Origin of the sequence: Corallococcus sp. AB049A, from assembly GCF_003668885.1 — a bacterium.
Taxonomy (GTDB): domain Bacteria; phylum Myxococcota; class Myxococcia; order Myxococcales; family Myxococcaceae; genus Corallococcus; species Corallococcus interemptor.
The window spans coordinates 1-20,857 of the sequence record NZ_RAWL01000122.1 but is presented as its reverse complement, the minus strand read 5'-3'; the positions used below and the strand labels follow the sequence as shown (position 1 = coordinate 20,857).

22 protein-coding genes are annotated in these 20,857 nt (G+C 71.6%); 3 read left to right on the top strand and 19 right to left on the bottom strand.

What is annotated here, in order from left to right:
- Positions 1 to 207: hypothetical protein (locus D7X55_RS15725; RefSeq protein ID WP_199746980.1), on the bottom strand; the 207-nt coding region annotated here is incomplete at its 3' end.
- Positions 208 to 313: 106 nt separating this feature from the next.
- Here D7X55_RS15725 and mazG point away from each other — a divergent pair.
- Together mazG and rpsT are read left to right on the top strand one after the other, a co-directional pair.
- Positions 314 to 1,498 carry a nucleoside triphosphate pyrophosphohydrolase gene (gene mazG, locus D7X55_RS15720; protein ID WP_121723460.1) on the top strand — a complete coding sequence of 395 codons (1,185 nt, stop codon included), beginning with the start codon at positions 314 to 316 and terminating at the stop codon, positions 1,496 to 1,498.
- Positions 1,499 to 1,668: 170 nt separating this feature from the next.
- Positions 1,669 to 1,935 carry a 30S ribosomal protein S20 gene (gene rpsT / locus D7X55_RS15715; protein ID WP_120550834.1) on the top strand — a complete coding sequence of 89 codons (267 nt, stop codon included), beginning with the start codon at positions 1,669 to 1,671 and terminating at the stop codon, positions 1,933 to 1,935.
- Between the two features lie 46 nt (positions 1,936 to 1,981).
- Here rpsT and lptE read toward each other — a convergent pair whose 3' ends face one another.
- Genes lptE through leuS form a run of 3 tightly spaced genes read right to left on the bottom strand, consistent with a single transcriptional unit; the run spans position 1,982 to position 5,647 of the window.
- Positions 1,982 to 2,503, bottom strand: coding sequence for an LPS assembly lipoprotein LptE (gene lptE / locus D7X55_RS15710; protein WP_120550833.1), 522 nt, complete (start codon positions 2,501 to 2,503; stop codon positions 1,982 to 1,984).
- 32 nt (positions 2,504 to 2,535) lie between these two features.
- Positions 2,536 to 3,123, bottom strand: coding sequence for a hypothetical protein (locus tag D7X55_RS15705; protein ID WP_121723459.1), 588 nt, complete (start codon positions 3,121 to 3,123; stop codon positions 2,536 to 2,538).
- Positions 3,124 to 3,145: 22 nt separating this feature from the next.
- On the bottom strand, positions 3,146 to 5,647 hold the full coding sequence (gene leuS / locus D7X55_RS15700; RefSeq protein ID WP_120550831.1) for a leucine--tRNA ligase: 2,502 nt from the start codon (positions 5,645 to 5,647) through the stop codon (positions 3,146 to 3,148).
- A gap of 193 nt (positions 5,648 to 5,840) precedes the next feature.
- Here leuS and asnS point away from each other — a divergent pair, with 193 nt between their 5' ends.
- Positions 5,841 to 7,241, top strand: a complete 1,401-nt coding sequence (asnS, locus tag D7X55_RS15695; protein ID WP_120550830.1) for an asparagine--tRNA ligase — start codon at positions 5,841 to 5,843, stop codon at positions 7,239 to 7,241.
- A gap of 5 nt (positions 7,242 to 7,246) precedes the next feature.
- On the opposite strand, the gene D7X55_RS15690 is transcribed toward asnS, so the two are convergent.
- The 15 genes from D7X55_RS15690 to ribE all read right to left on the bottom strand — a co-directional run bounded on the left by D7X55_RS15690 (position 7,247) and on the right by ribE (position 20,794).
- Positions 7,247 to 8,140, bottom strand: a complete 894-nt coding sequence (locus D7X55_RS15690; protein WP_121723458.1) for an NAD(P)-dependent oxidoreductase — start codon at positions 8,138 to 8,140, stop codon at positions 7,247 to 7,249.
- A gap of 25 nt (positions 8,141 to 8,165) precedes the next feature.
- Positions 8,166 to 9,887, bottom strand: coding sequence for a putative ABC exporter domain-containing protein (locus D7X55_RS15685; protein ID WP_121723457.1), 1,722 nt, complete (start codon positions 9,885 to 9,887; stop codon positions 8,166 to 8,168).
- Complete coding sequence (locus D7X55_RS15680) at positions 9,884 to 10,633, bottom strand: ABC transporter ATP-binding protein (RefSeq protein ID WP_120550827.1); 750 nt, start codon at positions 10,631 to 10,633, stop codon at positions 9,884 to 9,886. The genes D7X55_RS15685 and D7X55_RS15680 overlap by 4 nt, the downstream gene beginning before the upstream one ends.
- 27 nt (positions 10,634 to 10,660) lie before the next feature.
- Positions 10,661 to 11,047: a response regulator gene (locus D7X55_RS15675; RefSeq protein WP_121723456.1), complete on the bottom strand. Its 387-nt coding sequence runs from the start codon at positions 11,045 to 11,047 to the stop codon at positions 10,661 to 10,663.
- Positions 11,048 to 11,116: 69 nt separating this feature from the next.
- Complete coding sequence (gene cheB, locus D7X55_RS15670) at positions 11,117 to 12,160, bottom strand: chemotaxis-specific protein-glutamate methyltransferase CheB (RefSeq protein WP_120550825.1); 1,044 nt, start codon at positions 12,158 to 12,160, stop codon at positions 11,117 to 11,119.
- Positions 12,160 to 13,032 carry a protein-glutamate O-methyltransferase CheR gene (locus D7X55_RS15665; protein ID WP_199746979.1) on the bottom strand — a complete coding sequence of 291 codons (873 nt, stop codon included), beginning with the start codon at positions 13,030 to 13,032 and terminating at the stop codon, positions 12,160 to 12,162. The genes cheB and D7X55_RS15665 overlap by 1 nt, the downstream gene beginning before the upstream one ends.
- Before the next feature lie 13 nt (positions 13,033 to 13,045).
- Complete coding sequence (locus D7X55_RS15660; RefSeq protein WP_121723455.1) at positions 13,046 to 15,037, bottom strand: HEAT repeat domain-containing protein; 1,992 nt, start codon at positions 15,035 to 15,037, stop codon at positions 13,046 to 13,048.
- 158 nt (positions 15,038 to 15,195) lie between these two features.
- The gene (locus D7X55_RS15655; RefSeq protein WP_121723454.1) at positions 15,196 to 15,585 is read right to left on the bottom strand and encodes a hypothetical protein; all 390 of its coding nucleotides are present in this window, start codon (positions 15,583 to 15,585) and stop codon (positions 15,196 to 15,198) included.
- Positions 15,586 to 15,631: 46 nt separating this feature from the next.
- Complete coding sequence (locus D7X55_RS15650) at positions 15,632 to 16,159, bottom strand: chemotaxis protein CheW (protein ID WP_120550822.1); 528 nt, start codon at positions 16,157 to 16,159, stop codon at positions 15,632 to 15,634.
- Positions 16,156 to 16,719 carry a chemotaxis protein CheW gene (locus tag D7X55_RS15645; RefSeq protein ID WP_120550821.1) on the bottom strand — a complete coding sequence of 188 codons (564 nt, stop codon included), beginning with the start codon at positions 16,717 to 16,719 and terminating at the stop codon, positions 16,156 to 16,158. Before D7X55_RS15645 ends, D7X55_RS15650 begins: the two co-directional genes overlap by 4 nt.
- Before the next feature lie 34 nt (positions 16,720 to 16,753).
- Positions 16,754 to 18,949: a chemotaxis protein CheA gene (locus D7X55_RS15640; RefSeq protein ID WP_121723453.1), complete on the bottom strand. Its 2,196-nt coding sequence runs from the start codon at positions 18,947 to 18,949 to the stop codon at positions 16,754 to 16,756.
- A complete protein-coding gene (locus D7X55_RS15635; RefSeq protein ID WP_120550819.1) occupies positions 18,946 to 19,320 on the bottom strand; it encodes a response regulator in 375 nt (124 codons plus the stop codon). The genes D7X55_RS15640 and D7X55_RS15635 overlap by 4 nt, the downstream gene beginning before the upstream one ends.
- Before the next feature lie 54 nt (positions 19,321 to 19,374).
- Complete coding sequence (locus D7X55_RS15630; RefSeq protein ID WP_121723452.1) at positions 19,375 to 19,866, bottom strand: M17 family peptidase N-terminal domain-containing protein; 492 nt, start codon at positions 19,864 to 19,866, stop codon at positions 19,375 to 19,377.
- A complete protein-coding gene (gene nusB, locus D7X55_RS15625) occupies positions 19,863 to 20,288 on the bottom strand; it encodes a transcription antitermination factor NusB (protein ID WP_120550817.1) in 426 nt (141 codons plus the stop codon). The genes D7X55_RS15630 and nusB overlap by 4 nt, the downstream gene beginning before the upstream one ends.
- A 5-nt stretch (positions 20,289 to 20,293) precedes the next feature.
- Positions 20,294 to 20,794 carry a 6,7-dimethyl-8-ribityllumazine synthase gene (gene ribE / locus D7X55_RS15620; protein WP_120550816.1) on the bottom strand — a complete coding sequence of 167 codons (501 nt, stop codon included), beginning with the start codon at positions 20,792 to 20,794 and terminating at the stop codon, positions 20,294 to 20,296.
- Positions 20,795 to 20,857: the final 63 nt, after the last annotated feature.

The following is a 20,857-nucleotide window of genomic DNA, read 5'->3' as shown; positions in this document are numbered from 1 at the left end:
GGGCTCCTCCGGTTCGTCGGCCGGCTCGGAGTCGGAGCCGGGGTCCTCCACCGGATCATCCTCCGTGGCGCGGAAGGTGCTGGGGTCCGGCTCCGGCTCGATGACCTTCTCCTCGATGCGCAGGAGCGGCTCCTGCATCAACGCAGGGGCGCGCGCGGGGACAAGCAGCACGAGGCTGCAACACAGGCCGAGGAACGAGCGGAGCATCCGGGCGTCCGATGATAGGCGACAGGCGGGACGATCCGAAATCATGTGGTGCCCGCCGCCCGTGCTACAGGAGCCCGAGGCGGGGGGATTGCTCGGGAGTGAATGAATGGCGGCGCCTGGAGCGGAGCTGGAACGACTGGTGGAGATCATGCGGCGCCTCCGGGCCGAGGGCGGCTGCCCGTGGGACCGCGAGCAGGACCTGCGCTCGCTGCGCCCCTACCTGACCGAGGAGGCGTTCGAGGTCCTGGACGAGATGGACCGCGTGGCCGACGGCGGCCCCTGGCGCCCCCTGTGTGAAGAACTGGGAGACCTCCTCTTCCAGATTGTCTTCCACACGCAGCTGGCCGCGGAGCTGGGCGAGTTCACCATGGCGGACGTCTGCGCGGCCATCAGCGACAAGCTCACCAGCCGGCACCCACACGTCTTCGGGGATCAGCAGGTGAAGGGCGCCGAGCAGGTGCTGGCCAACTGGGCGCAGCTGAAGGCGGAGGAGCGCAAGAAGAAGACCGGGCGCGCGGGCTCCGTGCTGGACGGCGTGCCCACCCAGGCCCCGTCCCTGTTGCGCGCCGAGCGCCTCACGGAGAAGGCCAGCCGCATCGGCTTCGACTGGCCGGACCTGGCCGGGGTGCGGGGCAAGCTGGACGAGGAGCTGCGCGAGCTGGACGAGGCCATCGCCTCCGGAGGCCGGGACGCCATCGAGCACGAGCTGGGGGACGTGCTGTTCTCGCTGGCGAACCTCGCCCGCTTCGTGAAGACGCCGGCCGAGGACGCGCTGCGCATGGCCACGCGCCGCTTCGTGACCCGCTTCCAGTACATCGAGGCGAAGCTGAACGAGGAGCAGGTCCCCTTCGGCGGCGCCAGCCTGGAGCACATGGAGCGCCACTGGCAGGCCGCGAAGGCCGTGGAGAAGGCGCTGCCCCCACCGAGCCATGCGCCGCGCGCGTCCGTGGCCACCCTGCGCCTGGCCGTGCCGGACGTGGCGGCCCAGCGGGCCTTCTGGGACGGGGTGGCGGCCTGGCTGGGGTGGGCCCCCACCCGGTCGCCGGAGGGCACGGCGGCCTACACGGGTGCGGGCCTGGGGCTCGTCTTCACGCCGGGCGCCCAGGCGCTGGCCGGCTCCCCGGTGGCCCTGACGCTGGAGGCCCCCTCCCAGGCGGCCGTCGCCCGGCTCCAGGAGCTGTTCCGGGCGCACCACCCGGGGCGGCTGGTGGCGGGCGCCAGCGCCGAGACGGGCTTCCAGTTCGTGGATCCGGCCGGGCTGCGGTGGGAATACGCCGCCCCGCCGGCCTGATTCTTCCGCCATGGGCGCGGGTGGGGGCTCCGGAGGGCATTCCGGAGGCCTCCCGGGGGTTCCGACACCGGAAATCCTGATCGCGATCGCACGCGTGCCTTGACGCAACCGGGTCGTCGCAGTAAGGACGGCCCCTCTTTTCTTGTCTTGCCTTCCGCTGGAGCATTTCCTTGGCGAACACCAAGTCCGCAGAGAAGCGTTACCGCCAGTCCCTGAAGCGCCGCGCCCGGAACGTGAACGTCCGGACGACCGTGAAGGACGCCGTCAAGTCCGCCCGCGAGGCCATTGCCTCCAAGGACGGTTCGAAGACGACGGACGCGCTGAAGGCGGCTTCCAAGACCCTCAACAAGGCGGCCAGCAAGGGCGTCCTGCACAAGCGCACCGCCGCGCGCCGCATCTCCCGGCTGGCCAAGGCCGCCGCGAAGGCGAAGGCCTAGTCGTCCCGTAGCACCACCGCGTGTCGAGGACCGGGCTCCCCGGTCCTCACCAGGTGCTGGCCAGCCGATCGTATCCGTCGCGCATGAGCAGCTCCGCCAGGCGCGCCAGCGCGGCCTGACGGTTGGCCTCTGCTTCCAGGACGTTGCCACGTCCCTGGAGGTAGTCCTCGGTCCCCGACACCACCGTCTCCGACAGCAGCCGCCCCTCCTTCACGAGGCGCAGCCGCACCGTCGTGGAGATGCGGTAGTTGTTGGGGATGATGGTCGGGGATGACCAGATGCCGAGCACCGCCCCTTCAATCGTCGAGTCGCAGCCCGGAGCGGTGGCCAGCCGGCCCGCTTCAATCAGCTGGTTGCGCAGGTAGCGCGTGAAGAGGTTCTCCAGCGAGGGCTCCGGCGTCTCGTTGGTGAAGACGGGCGCGCACACCTGGCCCGTGCCCTCTGGCAGCGCGGAGCCCCACGGGCTGAAGCGGTAGCCGCACCCGGCGCCCAGCATCGCCACCGCCGCCACGCCCCAGCGGAACGCCTTCACCGCACCTGTCCGCACCACGTTCCCGGAGGGCCGCATGGGCGCGCACCCTACCCGGCCGCGATCCTCCGTCAAGCGTCGGAGCCGGCCACCGGTACGCCGCGCATGCGTCCTGCGTCCGCCAGCGTGGCGCGGGCCGCTTCGAGCCCTCGCTCCCGGGCGGAGCCCTTCAGCGCCATGCCCAGGGGCCACTGCATCCGCGTGCCGTCATCCAGTTCCAGCGTGAGCCCGTGGTGGCGGTATAGCGCCGCGAGCCCCAGGCCGATGACGCCGGCCACGAGGGCCAGGAGCCGCACGGCCTGCGTGGGCGCCCAGAGGAGGCCCAGCGCGGTGAAGGCGAGCAGCCCCAGCGCTTCGAAATAGGGCCGCGTGCGCCACTCCAGCCGCCGCACGCGCGCCCAGGGCACGTCGAGCGTCGGGCCTCCGCCCGGGCGCCCCTGGAACGACAGCTGCTCGCCGTTCACGGCCAGGGCGCGCCGGTTGCCCAGCTCCAGCGCCAGCGGTGAGAAGCCCGGCGACGATGGCACGGGCGTCCCCGGAGAAGACCGGGACGGCAGGGGCGCCTCCGGCAGCTCCGCGTTGCAGAAGGCACAGCGGCGCCGGGCCGCCGACTGGGGGCGCCCGCAGGCGGAGCACATGACGAGCACTTCCGCGGGCACCGCCCCTCCCTCTTCCCGGCTGTCAGCCGACGACGAAGTTCACCAGCCGCTTGGGGACGAAGACGAACTTGCGCAGCGTCTTGCCCTCGAGCGCGGCCTTCACCTTGTCGTCCGCCTCCGCCGCCGCGCGCACCGCCGCCTCGTCCGCGTCCGCCGCCACGCGCACCTCCGCGCGCAGCTTGCCGTTCACCTGCACGGCGTACGGAATCACGTCGTCCACCACGAGCGCCGGGTCGAACTCCGGCCAGGCCTCCGTGACGGTGGACGCCTTCGCGCCGTAGGCCTCCGCCAGCTCGTCCGCGATGTGCGGCGCGAGGGGGGTGAGGATGCGCGCGAGCAGCCGCACCGCCTCGCCCATCGCGGCCTTCTCCGCGGGCGTCTCCGGCGTGCCCACCGCGTAGAGCGCGTTCACGCACTCCATGACGCCGGCGACGGCGGTGTTGAAGGAAAGGCGCTCGATGGCCTCCGTCACGCGCTTGACGCACTTGTGCGCCGCGCGGCGCGTCTCCAGCGCCTTGCCCTCGTAGGGGCCCGAGTACGTCGCGTCCGCGGCGACGGCGTGGTGCGTGGCGGCCAGCGTCCACACGCGCTTGAGGAAGCGGAACACGCCCTCCACCTGCTCGTGGGACCAGTCGAAGTCGCGCTCCGGCGGGCCCGCGAAGAGCACGTAGGTGCGCGCGGTGTCCGCGCCGTACTTCGCCACGATGGTGTTGGGCGCCACGCCGTTGCCGTAGCGCTTGCCCATCTTCCGGCCGTCCGCGCCGTTGACGATGCCCTGGGTGATGAGCCGCGTGACGGGCTCGTCCACCGGGGACAGCCCGAGGAGCTTCATCACCCGGGTCCAGAAGCGGAAGTAGAGCAGGTGCATCACGCCGTGCTCGGGGCCGCCCACGTAGATGTCCACCGGGAGCCAGCGCTTGCCCTCCTTCGGGTCGAAGGGCGCCACGTCGTACTTCGGCGACAGGTAGCGCGCGAAGTACCAGCAGGAGTCGACGAAGGTGTCCATCGTCTCCGTCTCCCGGCGCGCGGCGCCGCCGCACTTCGGGCAGGCCGCGTTGACGAACTCCGGCACCTTCGCGAGCGGCGGCTCACCCTTGCCGGTGAGCACCGCCTGCGTGTCGATGTCCGGCAGCCGCACCGGGAGCTGCTCCACCGGGACGGGGATGCCCTTGCGCTCGGGGTCGCACTTCTCGCAGTAGACGATGGGGATGGGCGTGCCCCAGTAGCGCTGGCGGCTGAAGCCCCAGTCCTTCTGGCGGTACGTCACCGTGGCCTTGCCCTGCCCCTGCGACTCCAGCTTCGCGGCGAGCTTCACGCGCGCTTCGGCCGAAGGCATGCCGCTGAAGTCCCCGGAGTCCACGAGGACGCCGTCCTCCGTGTACGCCGACTCGAGCGTCTCACCGGCGCCGAGCTTGTCGCCGGACGCGGGCTGGATGACCACGCGCACGGGCAGCGAGTACTTGCGCGCGAAGGCGAAGTCGCGCGCGTCGTGCGCCGGCACGCTCATCACCGCGCCGGTGCCGTAGTCGCTCACCACGAAGTTGGCGATCCAGATGGGCACCGGCTGGCCCGTCACCGGGTTGAGCGCGTAGCCGCCGGTGAAGACGCCCTCCTTCTCCGCGTCCTCGCCCAGCCGCTCCGTCTTGTTCTGCGCGGCCATCTTCTTGGCGAACGCGTCCACGTCCGCGCGGCGGTCCGCCGTCGTCACCTGGGCCACGAGCTTGTGGTCCGGCGCGAGCACCACGTAGGTGCAGCCGAAGAGCGTGTCCACGCGCGTGGTGAAGACGCGCAGGGCGGCGTCATGCCCCTGGACGCGGAAGTCCACCTCCGCGCCGTCCGAGCGGCCAATCCAGTTGCGCTGGGCCGAGGTGATGCGGTCCGGCCACTCCTTGAGCGTGTCGAGCGCGTCGAGCAGGTCCTGCGAGTACCTCGTGATGCGGAACGCCCACTCGGGCATCTCCTTGTCCTGCACCTCGGAGTCACAGCGCTCGCAGCGGCCGTCCTTCACCTGCTCGTTGGCGATGACGGTGTGGCAGCCGGTACACCAGTTCACCTTGCTGAAGCGGCGATAGACGAGCCCGCGCTCGAGCATCTGGAGGAAGAACCACTGGTTCCAGCGGTAGTACTCCGGCTGGCTGGTGTTGACCTCGCGCGTCCAGTCGTAGCTGTAGCCGAGCGTCTTGATCTCCGCCTTGAACGACTCGATGTTCTCGCGGGTGCGGATGGCCGGGTGGACGCCGTCCTTGATGGCCGCGTTCTCCGCCGGCAGGCCGAAGGCGTCCCAGCCCATGGGGTGCAGCACGTCGAAGCCGCGCATCTGGTAGTAGCGCGCGTAGACGTCCCCGATGAGGTAGTTGCGCACGTGCCCCATGTGCATCTGACCGCTGGGGTACGGCAGCATCTCCAGGACGTACTTCTTGGGGGCATCCGGGCGTCTGCCTGCCCGGAAGAGGCCCTCCTGCTCCCAACGGGTCTGCCACTTTCCTTCAATCGACTGCGGCTCGTAACGCTCGTTCATCGCCATGGCTTTTCAGACTCTTAGCGGGAGGTAGGACACGCGGGCAACAAGTCTTGGCGCGTCGGAAGCCTGGACGGCTGGCACCCCGGAGTCCCTGACCTGGCGGCCCGAGGGAAGGAGGGGGACGCTGACGGTGCTTGCCCTCGGGCCCGGGCACGACTAACTCGCCTTCCCGGTCTGGAGCATGAGGGAGAGCACCATGCAGGTCGTGAGTGTGAAGAAGGCCCTGTCGGGGGCCGTCGAAGCGGGCTCGAAGGTGGAGGTGCGCGGCTGGGTGCGGACGCGCCGCGACTCCAAGGCGGGCATCAGCTTCGTGAACGTGAGCGACGGGTCGGTCTTCGACCCCATCCAGGTCGTCGCGCCCAATTCGCTGCCCAACTACGACAAGGAAGTCCTGCACCTCACCGCGGGCGCCTCCGTCGTCTGCCGGGGCACGCTGGTGCAGTCCCAGGGCAAGGGGCAGGCGTTCGAAATCCAGGCGGACGAAGTGCAGGTGCTGGGCCTGGTGGACGACCCGGACACCTACCCCATCCAGCCGAAGCAGCACTCGCTGGAGTTCCTGCGGGAAGTGGCGCACCTGCGCGTGCGCACCAACACCTTCGGGGCCATCACCCGCGTGCGCAACGCGGCGGCGCAGGCGGTGCACCGCTTCTTCCACGGTGAGGGCTTCTGCTGGGTGAACACGCCCATCATCACCGCGAGCGACGCGGAGGGCGCCGGGCAGATGTTCCGCGTGTCCACGCTGGACGCGCACAACCCGCCGCGCGGCCAGGACGGCAAGATTGACTGGGGCAAGGACTTCTTCGGCAAGGAGGCCTACCTCACCGTGTCCGGGCAGCTGAACGTGGAGGCGTACTGCCTGGCCATGTCCAAGGTCTACACGTTCGGCCCCACGTTCCGCGCGGAGAACAGCAACACCACGCGCCACCTGGCCGAGTTCTGGATGATTGAACCGGAGATCGCCTTCGCGGACCTCAACGAGGACGCGGCGCTGGCGGAGCGGTTCCTCAAGTACGTGTTCAAGGCCGTGCTGGACGAGTGCGCGCCGGACATGAAGTTCTTCGAGGAGCGCCAGCAGAAGGGCGTCACGGAGCGGATGGAGAAGTTCATCGGCTCCAGCTTCGAGCGCATCGACTACACGGAGGCCGTCTCCATCCTCCAGAAGGCGAAGAAGAAGTTCGAGTACACGCCGGAGTGGGGCAAGGACCTCCAGACGGAGCACGAGCGCTACCTCACCGAGGAGCACGTGGGCCGGCCTGTCGTCGTGATGAACTACCCGGAGGCCATCAAGGCCTTCTACATGCGCATCAACGAGGACGGGAAGACCGTGGCCGCGATGGACGTGCTCGCCCCGGGCATCGGGGAGATCATCGGCGGCAGCCAGCGCGAGGAGCGCCTGGACGTGCTGGACGCGCGCATGAAGAAGTTCGGCCTCGATCCCGCGCACTACCAGTGGTACCGCGACCTGCGCCGCTACGGCACGGTGCCGCACGCGGGCTTCGGCCTGGGGTTCGAGCGGCTCATCGTCTACATGTGCGGCCTGCAGAACATCCGGGACGCCATCCCCTACCCGCGCGTCCCGGGCTCCGCGACGTTCTAGTCCGCTCAGCCCTGCTTCTTCTTGATGCCGGCGCGCTCCTGGGCGAGCGCGCCGAGCGCGGACCAGTCCTCGTCACCCCGGCCCTGGGCGACGCCGGTGAGGAAGTGGTCGCGCAGCAGGCTGGCCAGCGGGAGGGGCACTTCGGCGGCCCTCCCCGCTTCCAGCGCCAGGGACACGTCCTTGAGGCCCAGGCGCAGCGCGAAGCCCGCGGGCGTGTACTGGCCCTTCGCGATGGCGCCCGCGTAGTTCTCGAAGATGGGCGCCTTGGCGAAGACGGACTTGAAGACGTCCAGGAACGCGGCGCGCTCCACGCCGCACTTCTCCGCGAGCGCGAAGGACTCCGACAGGGCCTCCATCATCGACGCGATGAGGAAGTTGCCGGACAGCTTCACGGTGTTCGCGGCGGCGGGCCGCTCCCCCAGCTCCGTGAGGCCGCGCCCCAGCGCCGTGAGCAGCGGACGCACCTTCTCCACCTGCGCCTTCGGGCCCGCGGCGACGACCCAGAGCTGCTTGCCCGCGGCGGCCTCGGGCCGGCCGAAGACGGGGGCGGAGACGTAGCCCTGGCCCGCGTCCGCGTGCGCCTTCGTCAGGCGCTCCGACAGCGCGACGGAGATGGTGCTGGAGGAGACGTGGATGGCGTTCTTCGGCAGGGCGCTGAGGACGCCGTCCCTGCCCAGCACGGCCTCTTCCGCGGCGTGGTCATCCGCGAGCATGGAGAAGACGACCTCCGCGTCGCGGGCGGCCTCGGCGGGCGTCTTCGCCACGCGCGCGCCCTGCTGCTTCAGCGGATCCGCCTTGGATGCGGTGCGGTTCCAGAGGACGAGCTCATGGCCCGCGCCGGCCAGGTTCGACGCCATTGGCGTGCCCATGTTCCCCAACCCGATGAAACCGACCTTCATGGCGGTGCTCCCCTCGTGCGCGCTTTCACGCTTCGTTCGACTGTTCTTCCGACACGTCCAGCCGCTCGAAGGCGCGGCCCAGGACGGCGACGCCCAGCGCCACCTCCGCGAAGAGTGCCCCCGCCGCCGCCAGCCCCGCGAGTGGAACCGCCCAGCGGCCCATGACAGTGAACAGCGGATAGCCCACGAGGAGGGCCACCACCGCCGCGGGCAACAGTCCCAGGAACGTCACCACCAGCGTGCCCACCAGCGTGAGCAGCCGCTGGCCCAGCGCCTCCACGCCGCGCGCCCGCTCCGAGTCCGCCGGAATCCACGCAGGCAACAGCACCACCGCCGCGTTCTGAACGAACAGCCCCGCCAGCCCCAGCGCCGGCAGGACGGGCATGAGGCCCAGCACCACCGGCGTGGACCACGGCGCGAGCGTCACGTCGTCCCGGCCCACGCCCAGCACCAGCGCCACGAGCAGCATCACCCACTGCGCCACGCCCAGCGTCAGCGCGGAGGCCGCCAGCTCCGCCCCCACCACCTGCCGGCCCGTGAGCGGCAGTGCACGCAACAGCTCCAGCTTCGGCAGGTCCATGCGCAGGTCGGTGCGGAACGCGCTCGGGCCAATCACGGCCATGGCCAGCGCGACCATCAGGGCCATGGGCCCCAGGAACTCACGGCTGTTGGAGAACAGCCGCGTGTCCCCCATCACCAGCGCGAACACGGCGCCCAGCACCCCGAAGGCCAGCAGCATCACCAGCCCGCTGCCCATGCGCCTGCGCGCGATGAGGTTCTTCCACAGGAGCGCCACCTCCGGACGCCCCCGGGCCTTCAACACGAAGGGCACCCGGCCCACGCGCAGCCTGCCGGAGCGCGCGGCCCGCTGCTCCCGCCGCCGCGTCCGCGCCTCCGCCCCGGCCACCGCCGAGTCCTCGAAGGGCACCTCCACCGCCAGCACCCACGCGTAATGCGCCACGAGCAGCGCCAGCGACGCGGGCAGGTAGCGCAGGAAGCCCTCCCAGCTTCGTGCCATCGCTGGAGCCACCAGCGCCCTGCCCGGCCACAACACCGCGCGCGGTCCAGGGGCGCTGAGCACTTCACGCAGCCACTCGCGCACGGCGAAGGGCGCGGAGAGGTTCTCCGGCATCGGGTGCTCTTGCAGCGTGGACAGGAGCGTGCCCATCACCGCGATGAACAGCGCGGCCACCACCGCCCAGCGCACCACGCTGCCCCAGCGGCCCTGCGACACGAGCCACGCGCGCACGAAGGACGCCGCGGTGCCGTGCAGGTACAGCGTCCCCATGGCCAGCGACGCGCCCAGGAAGAAGAGCTCTGGCCTCGGGCTGGTGAAGCGCCCCACGAAGAGCGTCGCCGCCAGCGCCGCGAGCATCGCGCTCAGGAGGCCTCGCAGGAGCTTGTAGTGCAAGAGCGCCTTGCGCGTGACGGGCGCGGAGAAGAAGGTCTGCACCTCCGTCTGCGTGAAGGTCAGCGCGGGCCGGTCCGCGCCCAGCACCCACGCCGTCACCAGCGTGCCCAGCACCGACATCTCCAGCGAGAACTCCGCGAACAGCCTCGCGTTGGGGGACACCGCGCGGCCCGTGCCCTGGACGAAGACGCTGCGTCCCACCAGCGAGTACAGGTACGCGAGCCCCACCAGCGCGCCCAGCAGGTAGCGCGGGCGCTTCAGCCGCTGCACCTGGCGCACCACCCGGTTGCGCCACGTCCTCACCCAGAGGAACGCCACCGCGCCCGGAAAGCTCACGCCTGTTCCGACGCCGCGCTGGTGATGCGCACGAACAGCTCCTCCAGCGAGGCGCCGTCCCCGGCCGCGCCCGCCATCTGCTCGCGGATCTCCGGCAGCGAACCCAGCGCCACCGCGCGCCCTCCGGCGATGACGAGCAGCCGGTGGCACAGCTCCTCCACCAGCGGCAGCAGGTGCGACGACAGCACCAGCGCCGTGCCCTCCTCCGCGCGGCGGCGCAGGGACGCCTTCATGCGGCGGATGCCCAGCGGATCCAACCCCGTCAGTGGTTCATCCAGGAGGATGAGCCGGGGCTGGTGCAGGAAGCCGCACGCGATGGACAGCTTCTGCTTCATGCCCCGCGACAGCTCGCCCGGCAGTGACTTCTCCCGGCCCGTGAGCTCCATCTCCTCCAGGAGCGCGCGGCCCCGCTCCTCCCAGTCCTCCACGCCGTAGAGGCGCGCGGTGAAGTTCAGGTGCTCCCAGACGGTGAGGTACTCGAAGAAGCGCGGCTCGTCCGGGAGGAAGGCCAGGTGGCGCTTCGCCTCCACCGGTGCTTCGGCCACGTCGAAGCCCGCCACGCGCACGCGCCCGGAGGACGGCGGGAGGATGCCGGCCAGGCACCGGAGCGTGGACGTCTTGCCCGCGCCGTTGGGGCCCACCAGGCCCAGCACCTCGCCCGGCGCCACCTGGAAGGACAGGCCTTTCACCGCCTGTACCGCGCCGTACGTCTTCTCCAGGCCCTCGACGTCCAGCGCCGGTTCCATGCGTGCCCTTGGGATGCCGCCGGAAGCTCAGCCGAGCTTCAGCAGCTCCTTCACGGTGTCCAGCACCACGCGGGCCTGCACGGGCTTCACCAGGTAGGCCGTGGCCCCCAGCGCCATGGCCCGCTCGCGGTCCGCGGCCGCGCTCTCCGTCGTCACGACGACGATGGGCACCGCCCGGTGTTCTTGCGTCTGGCGGATGTGGTGGATGAGCTTCAGCCCGTCCATCAACGGCATGTTGATGTCCGTCATCACCAGGTCGAAGCGGCCCTGCGTGGAGAGCTTCTTCAGCCCCTCCACGCCGTCCTGCGCCTCGATGCAGACCACGTCCGCCAGGCGCTGGAGCGCGTACATGATGCTGCGGCGCATGGCCTGCGAGTCATCCACCACCAGCGCACGGATCGGCTGCTGCGACATGCCCCTCAGCCTAGCACCCGCGCGCCGCCCGGCCCGGGATTGTGCGGCGGCTGTCATGCAGCCAGCGATTCACTGCCCGCCGGACTGCCGGCGGCGGCGCACCAGCGCGGCCAGCTCCGGGCCGATGTGGTCCAGCGCGAGCACCCGGCTCACCGCCCCGGTGGCGATGGCCTCCTTGGGCATGCCGTACACCACCGCCGTGTCCTCGGACTCGGCCCAGGTCTCGCCGCCCTCGCGGCGCACGGCGCGCACGCCCTGCGCTCCGTCCGCGCCCATGCCCGTCAGCACCACCGCCACCGCGCGAGGCCCCAGCACCTCCGCCGCGCTCTCGAAGAGCCGGTCCACCGACGGTGCGTACTTGTCCGCGGGCACCGGCGAGGGCGTGCGCAGCTCCAGGCGCCCGGTGCGGTCCGACAGGAGCAGGTGCCGCCCGCCCGGCGCGATGTAGACGTGGCCCGCCTTCACCACGTCGCCCTCGCATGCCTCCGTCACCGTGAAGGGGCCAATGCGATCCAACCGCTCCGCGAAGGCCCGGGTGAACTGCGAGGGCATGTGCTGGCCCACCAGCACGCTGACGGTGGGCTCGGCGGCCAGTCCCTCCAGCAGCCGCTGCACCGCGGGAGGCCCGCCCGTGGACGCGCCCACGGCGATGACCTGCGGCAGCTCGCCCGTCAGCAGGGAGGCGCGCGGCGCGGCCCCGTGGCGTCCGCCGGACTTCACGTGGCGCGCGGCGAGCACCTTGTCGATGAGCTCGCGCTTCAGCTGCTCCAGCGCCGCGGGCGTGCCCTGGGGAGGCTTGGCGATGAAGTCGAACGCGCCCAGCTCCAGCGCCTTGAACACGTCCGACTTGTGCGCGTAGCTGGAGATGACGATGACGGGCGTGGGCGCCGCGCGCATGAGCAGGCGCAGGAAGGTGTGGCCACCCAGCCGGGGCATCTCCAGGTCCAGCGTCACCACGTCGGGCTTCAGGTCCAGGACCTTCTTCAGGCCCTCCTCGCCGTCCTGGGCCCAGTCCAGCACCATCACCTCCCCGGAGGACTCCAGGAGGGTGGTGAGCGTGCGGCGGTTGGTGGCCGAGTCGTCGATGACGAGCACCGTGAGCGGGCGTGCCATCAGCGGCCCTCCCCGCCCGGAAGCTCGGGCCGGCGGTAGACGAGGTCGCCCTTCAGGTGCACCAGTTCGAAGTCCGCGCCCAGGCTGAGCAGGTTCTCCGCGTGGCCCAAGAGCAGGTAGCCCCCGGGACAGAGCCGGTCGCGGATGACGCCCAGCACGCGGCGGCGCGCGGCCAGGTCGAAGTAGATCATCACGTTGCGGCAGAAGACGACGTCCGAGCGCGGCACCAGCTGGCTGCCCGCCACGTCCGACAGGTTGTGGTGGCCGAAGCTCACCCACGCCTTCACGTCGTCGCGCACGCGGACGCGGTTGACGCCCACGGGCACGAAGTAGCGCTCCAGCAGGTCCGGCGGCGTCGCGCGCAGGGCGCTGGGGCCGTACTCGGCGCGGCGGGCCACGGTCAGCACGCGGCGCGACAGGTCCGTGCCCAGCACCTCCACGTCCCAGTCGTCGAAGCGGCCGCTCTCCTTCAGGAGCATGGCCAGCGTGTACGCCTCTTCACCGGAGGAACACCCCGCGGACCACAGCCGCAGCCGCCGCGTGTGCGCGTTGCGCTTCTCCAGGATGGGGAGCAGCTCCTCGCAGAAGGCCCTGAGCTGCGCGGGCTCGCGGAAGAAGTAGGTCTCGTGCGTGGTGAGGGACTCCACCGCCGCTTCCAGCTCCGCGTTGCGCTGGGCGTCGTAGCGCAGGTAGCGGTGGTAGGAGCCGAAGTCCTGGATCCCCAGCGCCTCCAGGCGGGGCCACAGCCGGCGCTCCATCACGAACTTCATGTTCTCGTGGATGAGGATTCCGCAGTGCGCGTAGACGTGGTCGCGCAGCAGCCGGAACTCCTCCAGCGTCATCTCAGGGCGGCCCTCGTCGAAGCGTGGCATCCGGGTCCTCCCCTCAACGCCCCGACAGCCGGACGACTGCTTCCGCCAGCGCCACCTGCGCCACCGCGTCCTGCTCCAGCGTCATCGCGTGCTGGAGCGCGGGCAGGCACTCCGGCCGCCCCAGGCCGCCCAGCACACGCGCCGCCGCTGCCCGCACGTCCCAGCGCGGATGGCCCAACAGCGACACCGCCAGCGACGCCCCATCCGCCGAGGCCTCCGCCGACGCCAGCGCCGCCAGCGCTGCCTTCACCACCTCCGCGTCATGATGGCTGAGCGCGTCCCACAGCACGCCCGCGCCCACCGTGCCCAGGTTCGTCAGCGCGCGCACCGCCAGCATCGCGAGCCCGCTGTCGGCATGCCGTACCAGTGACTCCAGGTCGGGCGAGCGCTCCTTCGCGCCGGCCGCGCCCACGGCCTCCACCGCGGCCACGCGCACGCCCCGGTCCTCGTCCTTCAGCGCGAGCCCCAGGAACGCCGCGGCCTCCTTGCCGCCCTGCTGTCCCAAGGAGCGCACCGCGGCGATGCGCACCCGGGGGGACTCGTCCGCCAGCGCGCCGCGCGCCAGCTCCAGGCCGGCCTCGCCGTCCGCCCGGGCCGCCGCCTCCACCGCCGCCGCGCGCCAGGAGGCGTCCGCGTCGCGTGCAATCCGCCGCAGCACGGGCAGCACCCGCGCGCCGCCCAGCCGGCCCAGCGCCGCCACCGCCGCGGGCGTCGTGCGCTGCTCCACCGCTGCCTCCAGCGCGTTCAGCGCCGTCTGCGGATGGGTCACGGTCAGCTGCTCCAGCGCCCGCGCCGCCATGCTCGACAGCGACAGGTCGGCGAGCAGCGCCACCAGTGGAGCCACGGCCTCCGGCGACTGCGTGCGCCCCAGCGCCCGCACCACCACCGCGCGAAGGTCGTCCTCCGCCCACTCCAGCAGCGCGCACAGCTCCGGCACCGACGTCGAGTCCACCAGCAGAACCAGGGCCTCGGCCGCCACCGTGCGCGCGGGCAGGGACAGCGTGCCCATGCTCCCAAGCAGCAGGCGCCGCCCCTCCGCTCCCAGCTGGCCCAGCGTGAAGAGCACCTCGCGCAACAACCGGTCCTCGCGCGCCACCTCCGCCACCGCCACCGCGAGCGACGCCTCTCCCAGTGCCCCGGCGGCCACCAGCGCGCCCGCCCGCACCTGGACGTCGTCTCCGTCCAGGGCCTGCGCCACGTGCGCCGTCACGCCCGGGATGCCGGCCAGCACCGAGCGCGCCACCGCGTCCAGCTCTCCGCGCTCGTACGGCCCCAGCCCCGACGCCTGCGTCCCCAGCGCGACGAGCGCCGCCTCACGCACCGAGCGCACCGGCGACGCCAGGGCCCGGCAGATGCGCTCCGTGGCCTCGCCCGGGGAATAGAGGCCCAACAGCCGCAGGGCGCTGCGCTGCAGGCCAGAGTCCTCCACCAGCGCCATCACCCGCGCCAACGGCGGCGCGCGCTTGAGCGACGCGAGCCCTTCCAGCGCGGCCAGCCGCAACAGGAGCGTGGGCGCGTCCAGCAGCTCCTCCAACGCCCGCGCCGCGGCGTCTCCACCCATGTGCCCCAGGGCCTCCGCGGCGGCCACGCGCACGTTGAGGTCTTCGTCGGAGAGCGCGCGCAGGAGCACGTCCTCCACCTCCGGGCGGCCCAGCTGGCCCAGGATGTCCGCGGCCAGCTTGCGCTGATCCGGATCCTCGTGCTCCAGCAACTGCACCAGCGGCGCTATCGCCACCGGCCCCAGGCCCGCCAGCGCCTCCGCCGCCGCGTTGCGCGCGCCCGTCTCTCCGCGCTCTCCCAGGACGGAGATGAGCCGCGCGGTGACGCCCGGCGCGTCCGGCACGCGGCGCAGGCCCTCCGCCGCCGCGTGGCGCACGCGCCAGCTCTCGTCATGCAGGCCGGTGGTGAAGGTCTCCAGCGCTCCGGGCGCGCGCGGATCCACCGCCTGCAGCGCCCGGTACCGAGCCTCCTCCTGCCCCGCGGGGGACCGCACCGTGTCGCTCATCGCCGTCCTCCGTTGGGCTCGCGTGCCTCGGGTTGTCCCCATCCTGCTTGAAGCCGCCGGGGGAGTCGCGTCCCACGAGGTTGCTCCCAGCACGGGAGGGCAGCCCGGCGGCGGATGGAAACGTTCACCTCCGCACCCTTCGCGACACGAGGGCTCGCTCAGGCCTCCTGGAGGTCCGCGTCCCAGCCCTCCTGGCCGAAGTACCAGAAGGAATAGATGCCCAGCACCGTGCCCAGCGGGAAGTTGGGCAGCGCGAGGATGGCGAGCAGCGTCGCCAGGCCCTTGGACACGGGCCTGCCGCGAATCAGCGCCACGCCCAGGGAGAGCCCCGCGATGGCCATCGCGAGGAGCACCAGCACGAACACCGACATCCCCAGGACCGCCGGGTTCTCCGCCACCGTCACGGGCGGCGTGGAGTGCCCGTGGGCGACGACGAGCGCCACCAGCCAGGTGGCATACGCCAGCCCTCCCGCGCCCAGCAGCACCAGCAGGTGCACGAACATGTAGAGCCAACCCAGCGACTTCCGATGCCCGCTCAGGTCTCGCATGTCGTCCTTCCCTAAATCCCCGGGTCGCACGACGAAAGCGGCGCGCTCATCCCGAGGACGGCGGACGGGCGTCGCGCTCCAGCTCCGCGCGCAAGAGCGCCTTCAGGTCCAGGAGCAGCCGCAGCCGCTCCGGCGGTCCGCACACGCCCACCACGAACGGCGTGCGGCCTCCGGACATGAGCGCCGGCGCGGGCTTGATGTCGCCGCGCCGCACGCGCAGCACCTCCGCCACGCGGTCCACCCGGGCCACCACGCGCCGCGTGCCCAGCCGGCACACGAGCAGCCGCGTGCGCCGCGTCTCCTGCAAGGGCTGGTTCAAGAGGCGCCGGTGCAGGTCGATGACGGGGAGCATCGCGCCGCGCAGGTGCAGCACGCCCTCCACGAAGGCGGGCGCATGCGGGATGGGAATCACGCGCTGGGGCGGGAGGATCTCCTCCACGCGCATGATGTCCAGCACGTACTCCTCGTTGCCCACGAAGAAGGCGCACAGCTGCACCTCCGCGTCGGCCGCGGTTGGCTCGCGCGTCACGTCGCCGCGCGGGCGGCGGGCCAGCAGGTTCACGGGGTCCGTCATGGGGCGAGCGCCTGCTCCGGATCCAACAGGATGTAGAGCTGCGAGCCCTTGCGCCCCAGCCCCGCCACGCAGTCGCGGTCTCCTCGCAGCCCCGCGGGCGACAGCTCCACCATGGACGGCTTGAGCCGCACCACCCCCGCCACCGAGTCCACCCACACGCCCGCGGGCCCGTCCTCCGTCTTGAGCACCAGGATGCGCGCGGCCCGGGGCGGCAGGCCCGCGTCCGGCCCCGCCACCACCGGCGGCGCGTCCGCCAGCCGCAGCCGCAGCTTCACGTCGTAGACGGGCAACAGCTCCCCGCGCAGGTTCATCACGCCCAACAGCTGCGGCTCCGCGCGCGGAATCTCCGTGAGCAGCGGCACCTTGCAGATCTCCCGCACCGCGAGGATGGGCACCGCGTAGCACTCCGACTCCAGGCGGAAGGCCAGGTACTCGACGGGCTCCTCCTCCAGGAGCGGCTGCGCCAGGCCGTCACTGCCCGCCGCGAAGTCCAGGAGGCCGCTGACGTCCTCGTCCGGGCGGTAGAAGAACGCGTCGAGCAGGGCTTCGAAACGGGACACGCGCCGGAGGATAGCAGCCCCCGGCGCGGACGCCTCAAGCGCGGCGCCGCTCCTGCGCGATGCCCTCTTCCAGGAGTTCCGCGACATCCAGCACCAGGACGGTGCGGCGGTTGCCCAGGTCGGTGGCGCCGGAGATGCCCTTCACCCCGCTCAGCCGGCCGCCCAGGGGCTTGGTGACGATGTCCTGCTGGCCGAAGAGCTCATCCACCGCGATGCCCAGCCGCTGCTGCGCCAGGCCCACCACGACGACGAAGTGGCGGTTCACCTCGCGCTCCGGCAGGTGGAACAGCCGGCTCAGCCGCAAAAAGGGCAGCGTCTGGCCGCGCAGATCCAGCACCTCGCGGCGCTCCACGGTGCGGATGTCGCGCGGCTGCACGGAGAGGATCTCCAGCACGCTGTTGAGCGGCACCGCGTAGGTGCGGCCGCTCACGCCCACCACCAGCGCGCGCACGATGGCCAGCGTCACCGGCAGCGTCAGGTGGAAGGCCGTGCCCTTCCCGCGCTCGCTCCACACGTCGATGATGCCGGAGAGGTTGCCCAGGTTGTTCTTCACCACGTCCAGGCCCACGCCCCGCCCGGACAGCGCGCTGACGCTGGAGCGGGTGGAGAAGCCCGGCAGGAAGATGAGGTTGAGCAGCTCCCGCCGCGTCATCTCACTCACCTGCGGCGGAGTGACGAGCCCCCGCGCCAGCGCCACCTCGCGCACGCGCACCTCGTCGATGCCCGAGCCGTCGTCGGACACGCTGATGACGACGTGATTGCCCTTCTGCTCCGCGCGCAGCCGCACCACCGCGCGCCGGGGCTTGCCCGCGGACAGCCGCGACTCCGGCCCTTCCGCGCCATGGTCGATGGCGTTGCGGATGAGGTGCATCAGCGGATCGCTGAGCTCTTCCACGATGAGCTTGTCCAGCTCCACCTCGCCGCCGGAGCTGACGAAGTCGATCTCCTTCCCGGCCTCGCGGGCAATCTTGCGCACCAGCCGCGCCAGCTTGTCGAAGACCTGGCCCACCGGGACCATGCGCGCTTCGAGCAGCCCCTCCTGCAGCGCCTCCAGCTTGCGCTCCAGCTGCCGGGTCTCCCGAGACAGCTCCTGGCCGAAGAGCTTGGACAGCGCGACGGTGCCGTCCTGCCCCGACGTCTCCGCCAGCCGCTGGAGGTTGGCCTTGATGAGCAACAGCTCGCCCACCATGTTGATGAGCCCGTCCAGCCGGCCAATGTCCACGCGCACTGTCTGCGTGAGCGAGCGCATGGACGTCTCTTCCGCCTTGGGACGGCCCGCGGGGATGGGCGCGGACGCGGCGGCCTGAAGCCCCACCACCGTGGCCGGAGGCGTCACCGCCCGCATGCGCGGAGGGCTTCCCAAGGGGGGCGAGGACACGGTCGCGAGGCTCGTGGTCTCCACCAGCCCCTCGTCGTCGCCCTCCTCCTCTTCGTCAGCCCCCAGCGGCGGCAGCACCTCGGTGTCGGTGGCCTCGAGCGGCGGCCGGACGGACAGCGGCGCCAGCTCCGCGGGCGTGCCCTTGAGGCCGGCCTCCAGCGCCCGCGCGTCCACCTTCGCGCCGAAGATGAGGTCGAACGCGATGCCGTTGGCGCCGCCCGGCCGCGACGAGGGCAGCGTGCTGATGACCTCGCCCAGGGGCTTGAGGCGCGCGTTCAGGTCCGCGAGTCCCTGGTCGAAATCCGTGAGGTCGAACGCCGCGCGCACCCGCCACAGGGACACGCCGCGCCGCACGTTCTCGCGCAGCCGGTGCTCCTCGTACTCGGTGAAGACGGCGCGCACCGTCCCGTCCAGCTCCAGCCGCTCCAGCGGATCCTCTTCCACGGCGGGCGGGGGCGACCCCAGCCGCGCCATGCGGTCCTCCATGGCGCGGGTGCGCTGGGTGAGCTCCTGGCCCTCCTCGCTCCGGGATGCCTCTCCGAGCAGGGCCTGGAACGTGTCCAGCGCGTCCACCAGCGTGTCCAGGACCTTGTCGTCCAGCGTCAGCCGGCCCAGGCGCAGGCGGTCCAGCAGGTCCTCCGCCGCGTGCGCCAGCTGGCTGATGCGCTCCTGGCCGAAGAGGCCGGACAGGCCCTTGAGCGAGTGCGCCGCGCGGAAGATGCCGTTGATGTGCTCCGGGTCCGCCTCCTGGCCGCGCGCCTCGTCCAGGGCCAGGAGGTCGCGCCCCAGCGCATCGAGGATTTCGGTGGCCTCGGCGACGAACTCCGCCAGCGCCTTGCCTCCGGGCGTCACAGCGGCTTCAGGAAGCGCCGCAGGAGCGCCTCCAGGTCCTCCGGCTGGAACGGCTTCACCAGGTAGCCCGCGGCGCCCAGCGCCATCCCCCTGGAGCGGTCCTGTTCACGCCCCTCGGTGGTGATGATGATGAGCGGCACGTCCCGGTAGTTGGGGTTCTTCTTGACGAAGTTGATGAGCTCCAGCCCGTTGATGTCGGGCATGTTGATGTCGGTGATGATGAGGTCGAAGCGCTGGCGCGGCAGCAGCTTCAGCGCCTCGAAGCCGCTGGAGGTGGCAATAGCCTCCACGCCATCCACGGCCTCCACGGTCGCGGCGATGTGCTCGCGCGACACCTTGGAGTCCTCGACGATCAACACCTTGAACTTCATCGCGCGCGCCTCAAGGGCCAGATGCTAGCAGAACCCCCACCCGGACGCTGTGCGTCAGCCCTTCCTGGATGACAGCGACCCGACAAGCCCCTTGTCCGCGAGGAGGGACACCCGTCCCCCCTTGAACGCGGGCAGGAACTGCCGCTGGTAGGCCTCTGCCCGGGAGGAGTCACTCAAGGAGGACCCCTGCGGGACCTCCAAGGCCACCGACTCCACCTTCGCGCGGCTCAGGACCTTCGCCGCGCCCGCCAGCGCCTCGCCCAGCGCGGCCGCGTCCAGGCGCTTCCGGGAGCCCAGCCCCACCACGAAGATGCGCGGCACGGTCAGCTTCCCGTCCGACGGCAGCAGGAGCCAGTCGTCCTTCACGCCGGTGAAGAAGCCACCCTGGAGCACGCGCGACAGGGCGCCGCACAGCCGCCAGTCCACGTAGCCGGCGGAGGACGGCAGGGGGCGGTCGTCCTCGGCCACGAAGAGGCAGAGGGCGTCCACCCCACTCAGCGCGTCCAGGCCCTCCAGGCCCACGTCCAGGGTCTGCGTCTGGCTCACGGCTTCCCGAGCGCCACCGCGACGCGGTCCAGGAGGCCGTTGACGAAGGCGCTCGACTCCTCGTTGCCGAAGTTCTTCCCCAGCTCCACCGCCTCGTTGATGGTCACCTTGCGGGGGATGTCCGGGCGGTACTTCAGCTCGAAGATGCCCAGGCGGAGCACGTTCCGGTCGATGCGGGACATGCGGTCCAGGCGCCAGTTGTGGCTGTGGCGTTCGATGAGCGCGTCAATCTCCTCGCGGTGGGCCTCCACGCCCTCCACGAGCTCCTTGGCGAACTTCACCGCGTCCGGCTCCGGCTTGCCGTCCTCCGCGGAGGCGGCCCATGCCGAGTCCAGGGCCTCCCGCGTGGTGGCGCCCTGGGTCATCTCCAATTGATAGAGCGCCTGCAGCGCCCGCTCCCGTGCCGTTCTGCGCGCGCCCATCGCGGTTATCCCTTCCGCTCCGCGCCCGGCATGCGAGCGAAGAGGTTGACCATCTCGATGCAGGCCAGCGCGGCCTCCGCGCCCTTGTTGCCCGCCTTCACGCCCGCGCGGTCAATGGCCTGCTCCACGGTATCGCACGTGAGGACGCCGAACGTCACCGAGGCCGGCTTGGGGCCCGCCGCCGCGCTGAACGCCACCGAACCAATGCCCTTGGCGCACTCGCCCGCCACGTAGTCGAAGTGGGGGGTGCCGCCGCGAATCACCGCGCCCAGGACGATGATGCCCGCGTACTGGCCGCTCTCCGACACGCGGCGGGTGACGCCCGGAAGCTCATAGGTGCCGGGGCAGCGGTACACGTCGATGGCGTCGTCCTTGACGCCATGGCGCACCAGCGTGTCCACGGCGCCCGACAGGAGCGCCTCCGTGATGAAGCTGTTGAACCGGGACACGCAGATGGCGAACCGGCCCTGGGGGGGGAGGAAATCCCCTTCGAAATAGCGAGGCATGGCGCGCTCCTTACACCACCCGAGCCCCTACCCGCGAGGGCTGAAACCCGCCGCCCGCACCAC

Bases quoted from the DNA above. Each gene is read 5' to 3' on its own strand.
- leuS (WP_120550831.1), bottom strand. From the start codon at position 5,647: ATGGCGATGAACGAGCGTTACGAGCCGCAGTCGATTGAAGGAAAGTGG.
- lptE (WP_120550833.1), bottom strand. From the start codon at position 2,503: ATGCGGCCCTCCGGGAACGTGGTGCGGACAGGTGCGGTGAAGGCGTTC.
- D7X55_RS15635 (WP_120550819.1), bottom strand. From the start codon at position 19,320: ATGAAGTTCAAGGTGTTGATCGTCGAGGACTCCAAGGTGTCGCGCGAG.
- mazG (WP_121723460.1), top strand. From the start codon at position 314: ATGGCGGCGCCTGGAGCGGAGCTGGAACGACTGGTGGAGATCATGCGG.
- D7X55_RS15660 (WP_121723455.1), bottom strand. From the start codon at position 15,037: ATGAGCGACACGGTGCGGTCCCCCGCGGGGCAGGAGGAGGCTCGGTAC.
- ribE (WP_120550816.1), bottom strand. From the start codon at position 20,794: ATGCCTCGCTATTTCGAAGGGGATTTCCTCCCCCCCCAGGGCCGGTTC.
- D7X55_RS15655 (WP_121723454.1), bottom strand. From the start codon at position 15,585: ATGCGAGACCTGAGCGGGCATCGGAAGTCGCTGGGTTGGCTCTACATG.
- D7X55_RS15680 (WP_120550827.1), bottom strand. From the start codon at position 10,633: ATGGAACCGGCGCTGGACGTCGAGGGCCTGGAGAAGACGTACGGCGCG.
- D7X55_RS15650 (WP_120550822.1), bottom strand. From the start codon at position 16,159: ATGACGGACCCCGTGAACCTGCTGGCCCGCCGCCCGCGCGGCGACGTG.
- D7X55_RS15690 (WP_121723458.1), bottom strand. From the start codon at position 8,140: ATGAAGGTCGGTTTCATCGGGTTGGGGAACATGGGCACGCCAATGGCG.
- cheB (WP_120550825.1), bottom strand. From the start codon at position 12,160: ATGGCACGCCCGCTCACGGTGCTCGTCATCGACGACTCGGCCACCAAC.
- nusB (WP_120550817.1), bottom strand. From the start codon at position 20,288: ATGGGCGCGCGCAGAACGGCACGGGAGCGGGCGCTGCAGGCGCTCTAT.
- D7X55_RS15665 (WP_199746979.1), bottom strand. From the start codon at position 13,032: ATGCCACGCTTCGACGAGGGCCGCCCTGAGATGACGCTGGAGGAGTTC.
- D7X55_RS15675 (WP_121723456.1), bottom strand. From the start codon at position 11,047: ATGTCGCAGCAGCCGATCCGTGCGCTGGTGGTGGATGACTCGCAGGCC.
- asnS (WP_120550830.1), top strand. From the start codon at position 5,841: ATGCAGGTCGTGAGTGTGAAGAAGGCCCTGTCGGGGGCCGTCGAAGCG.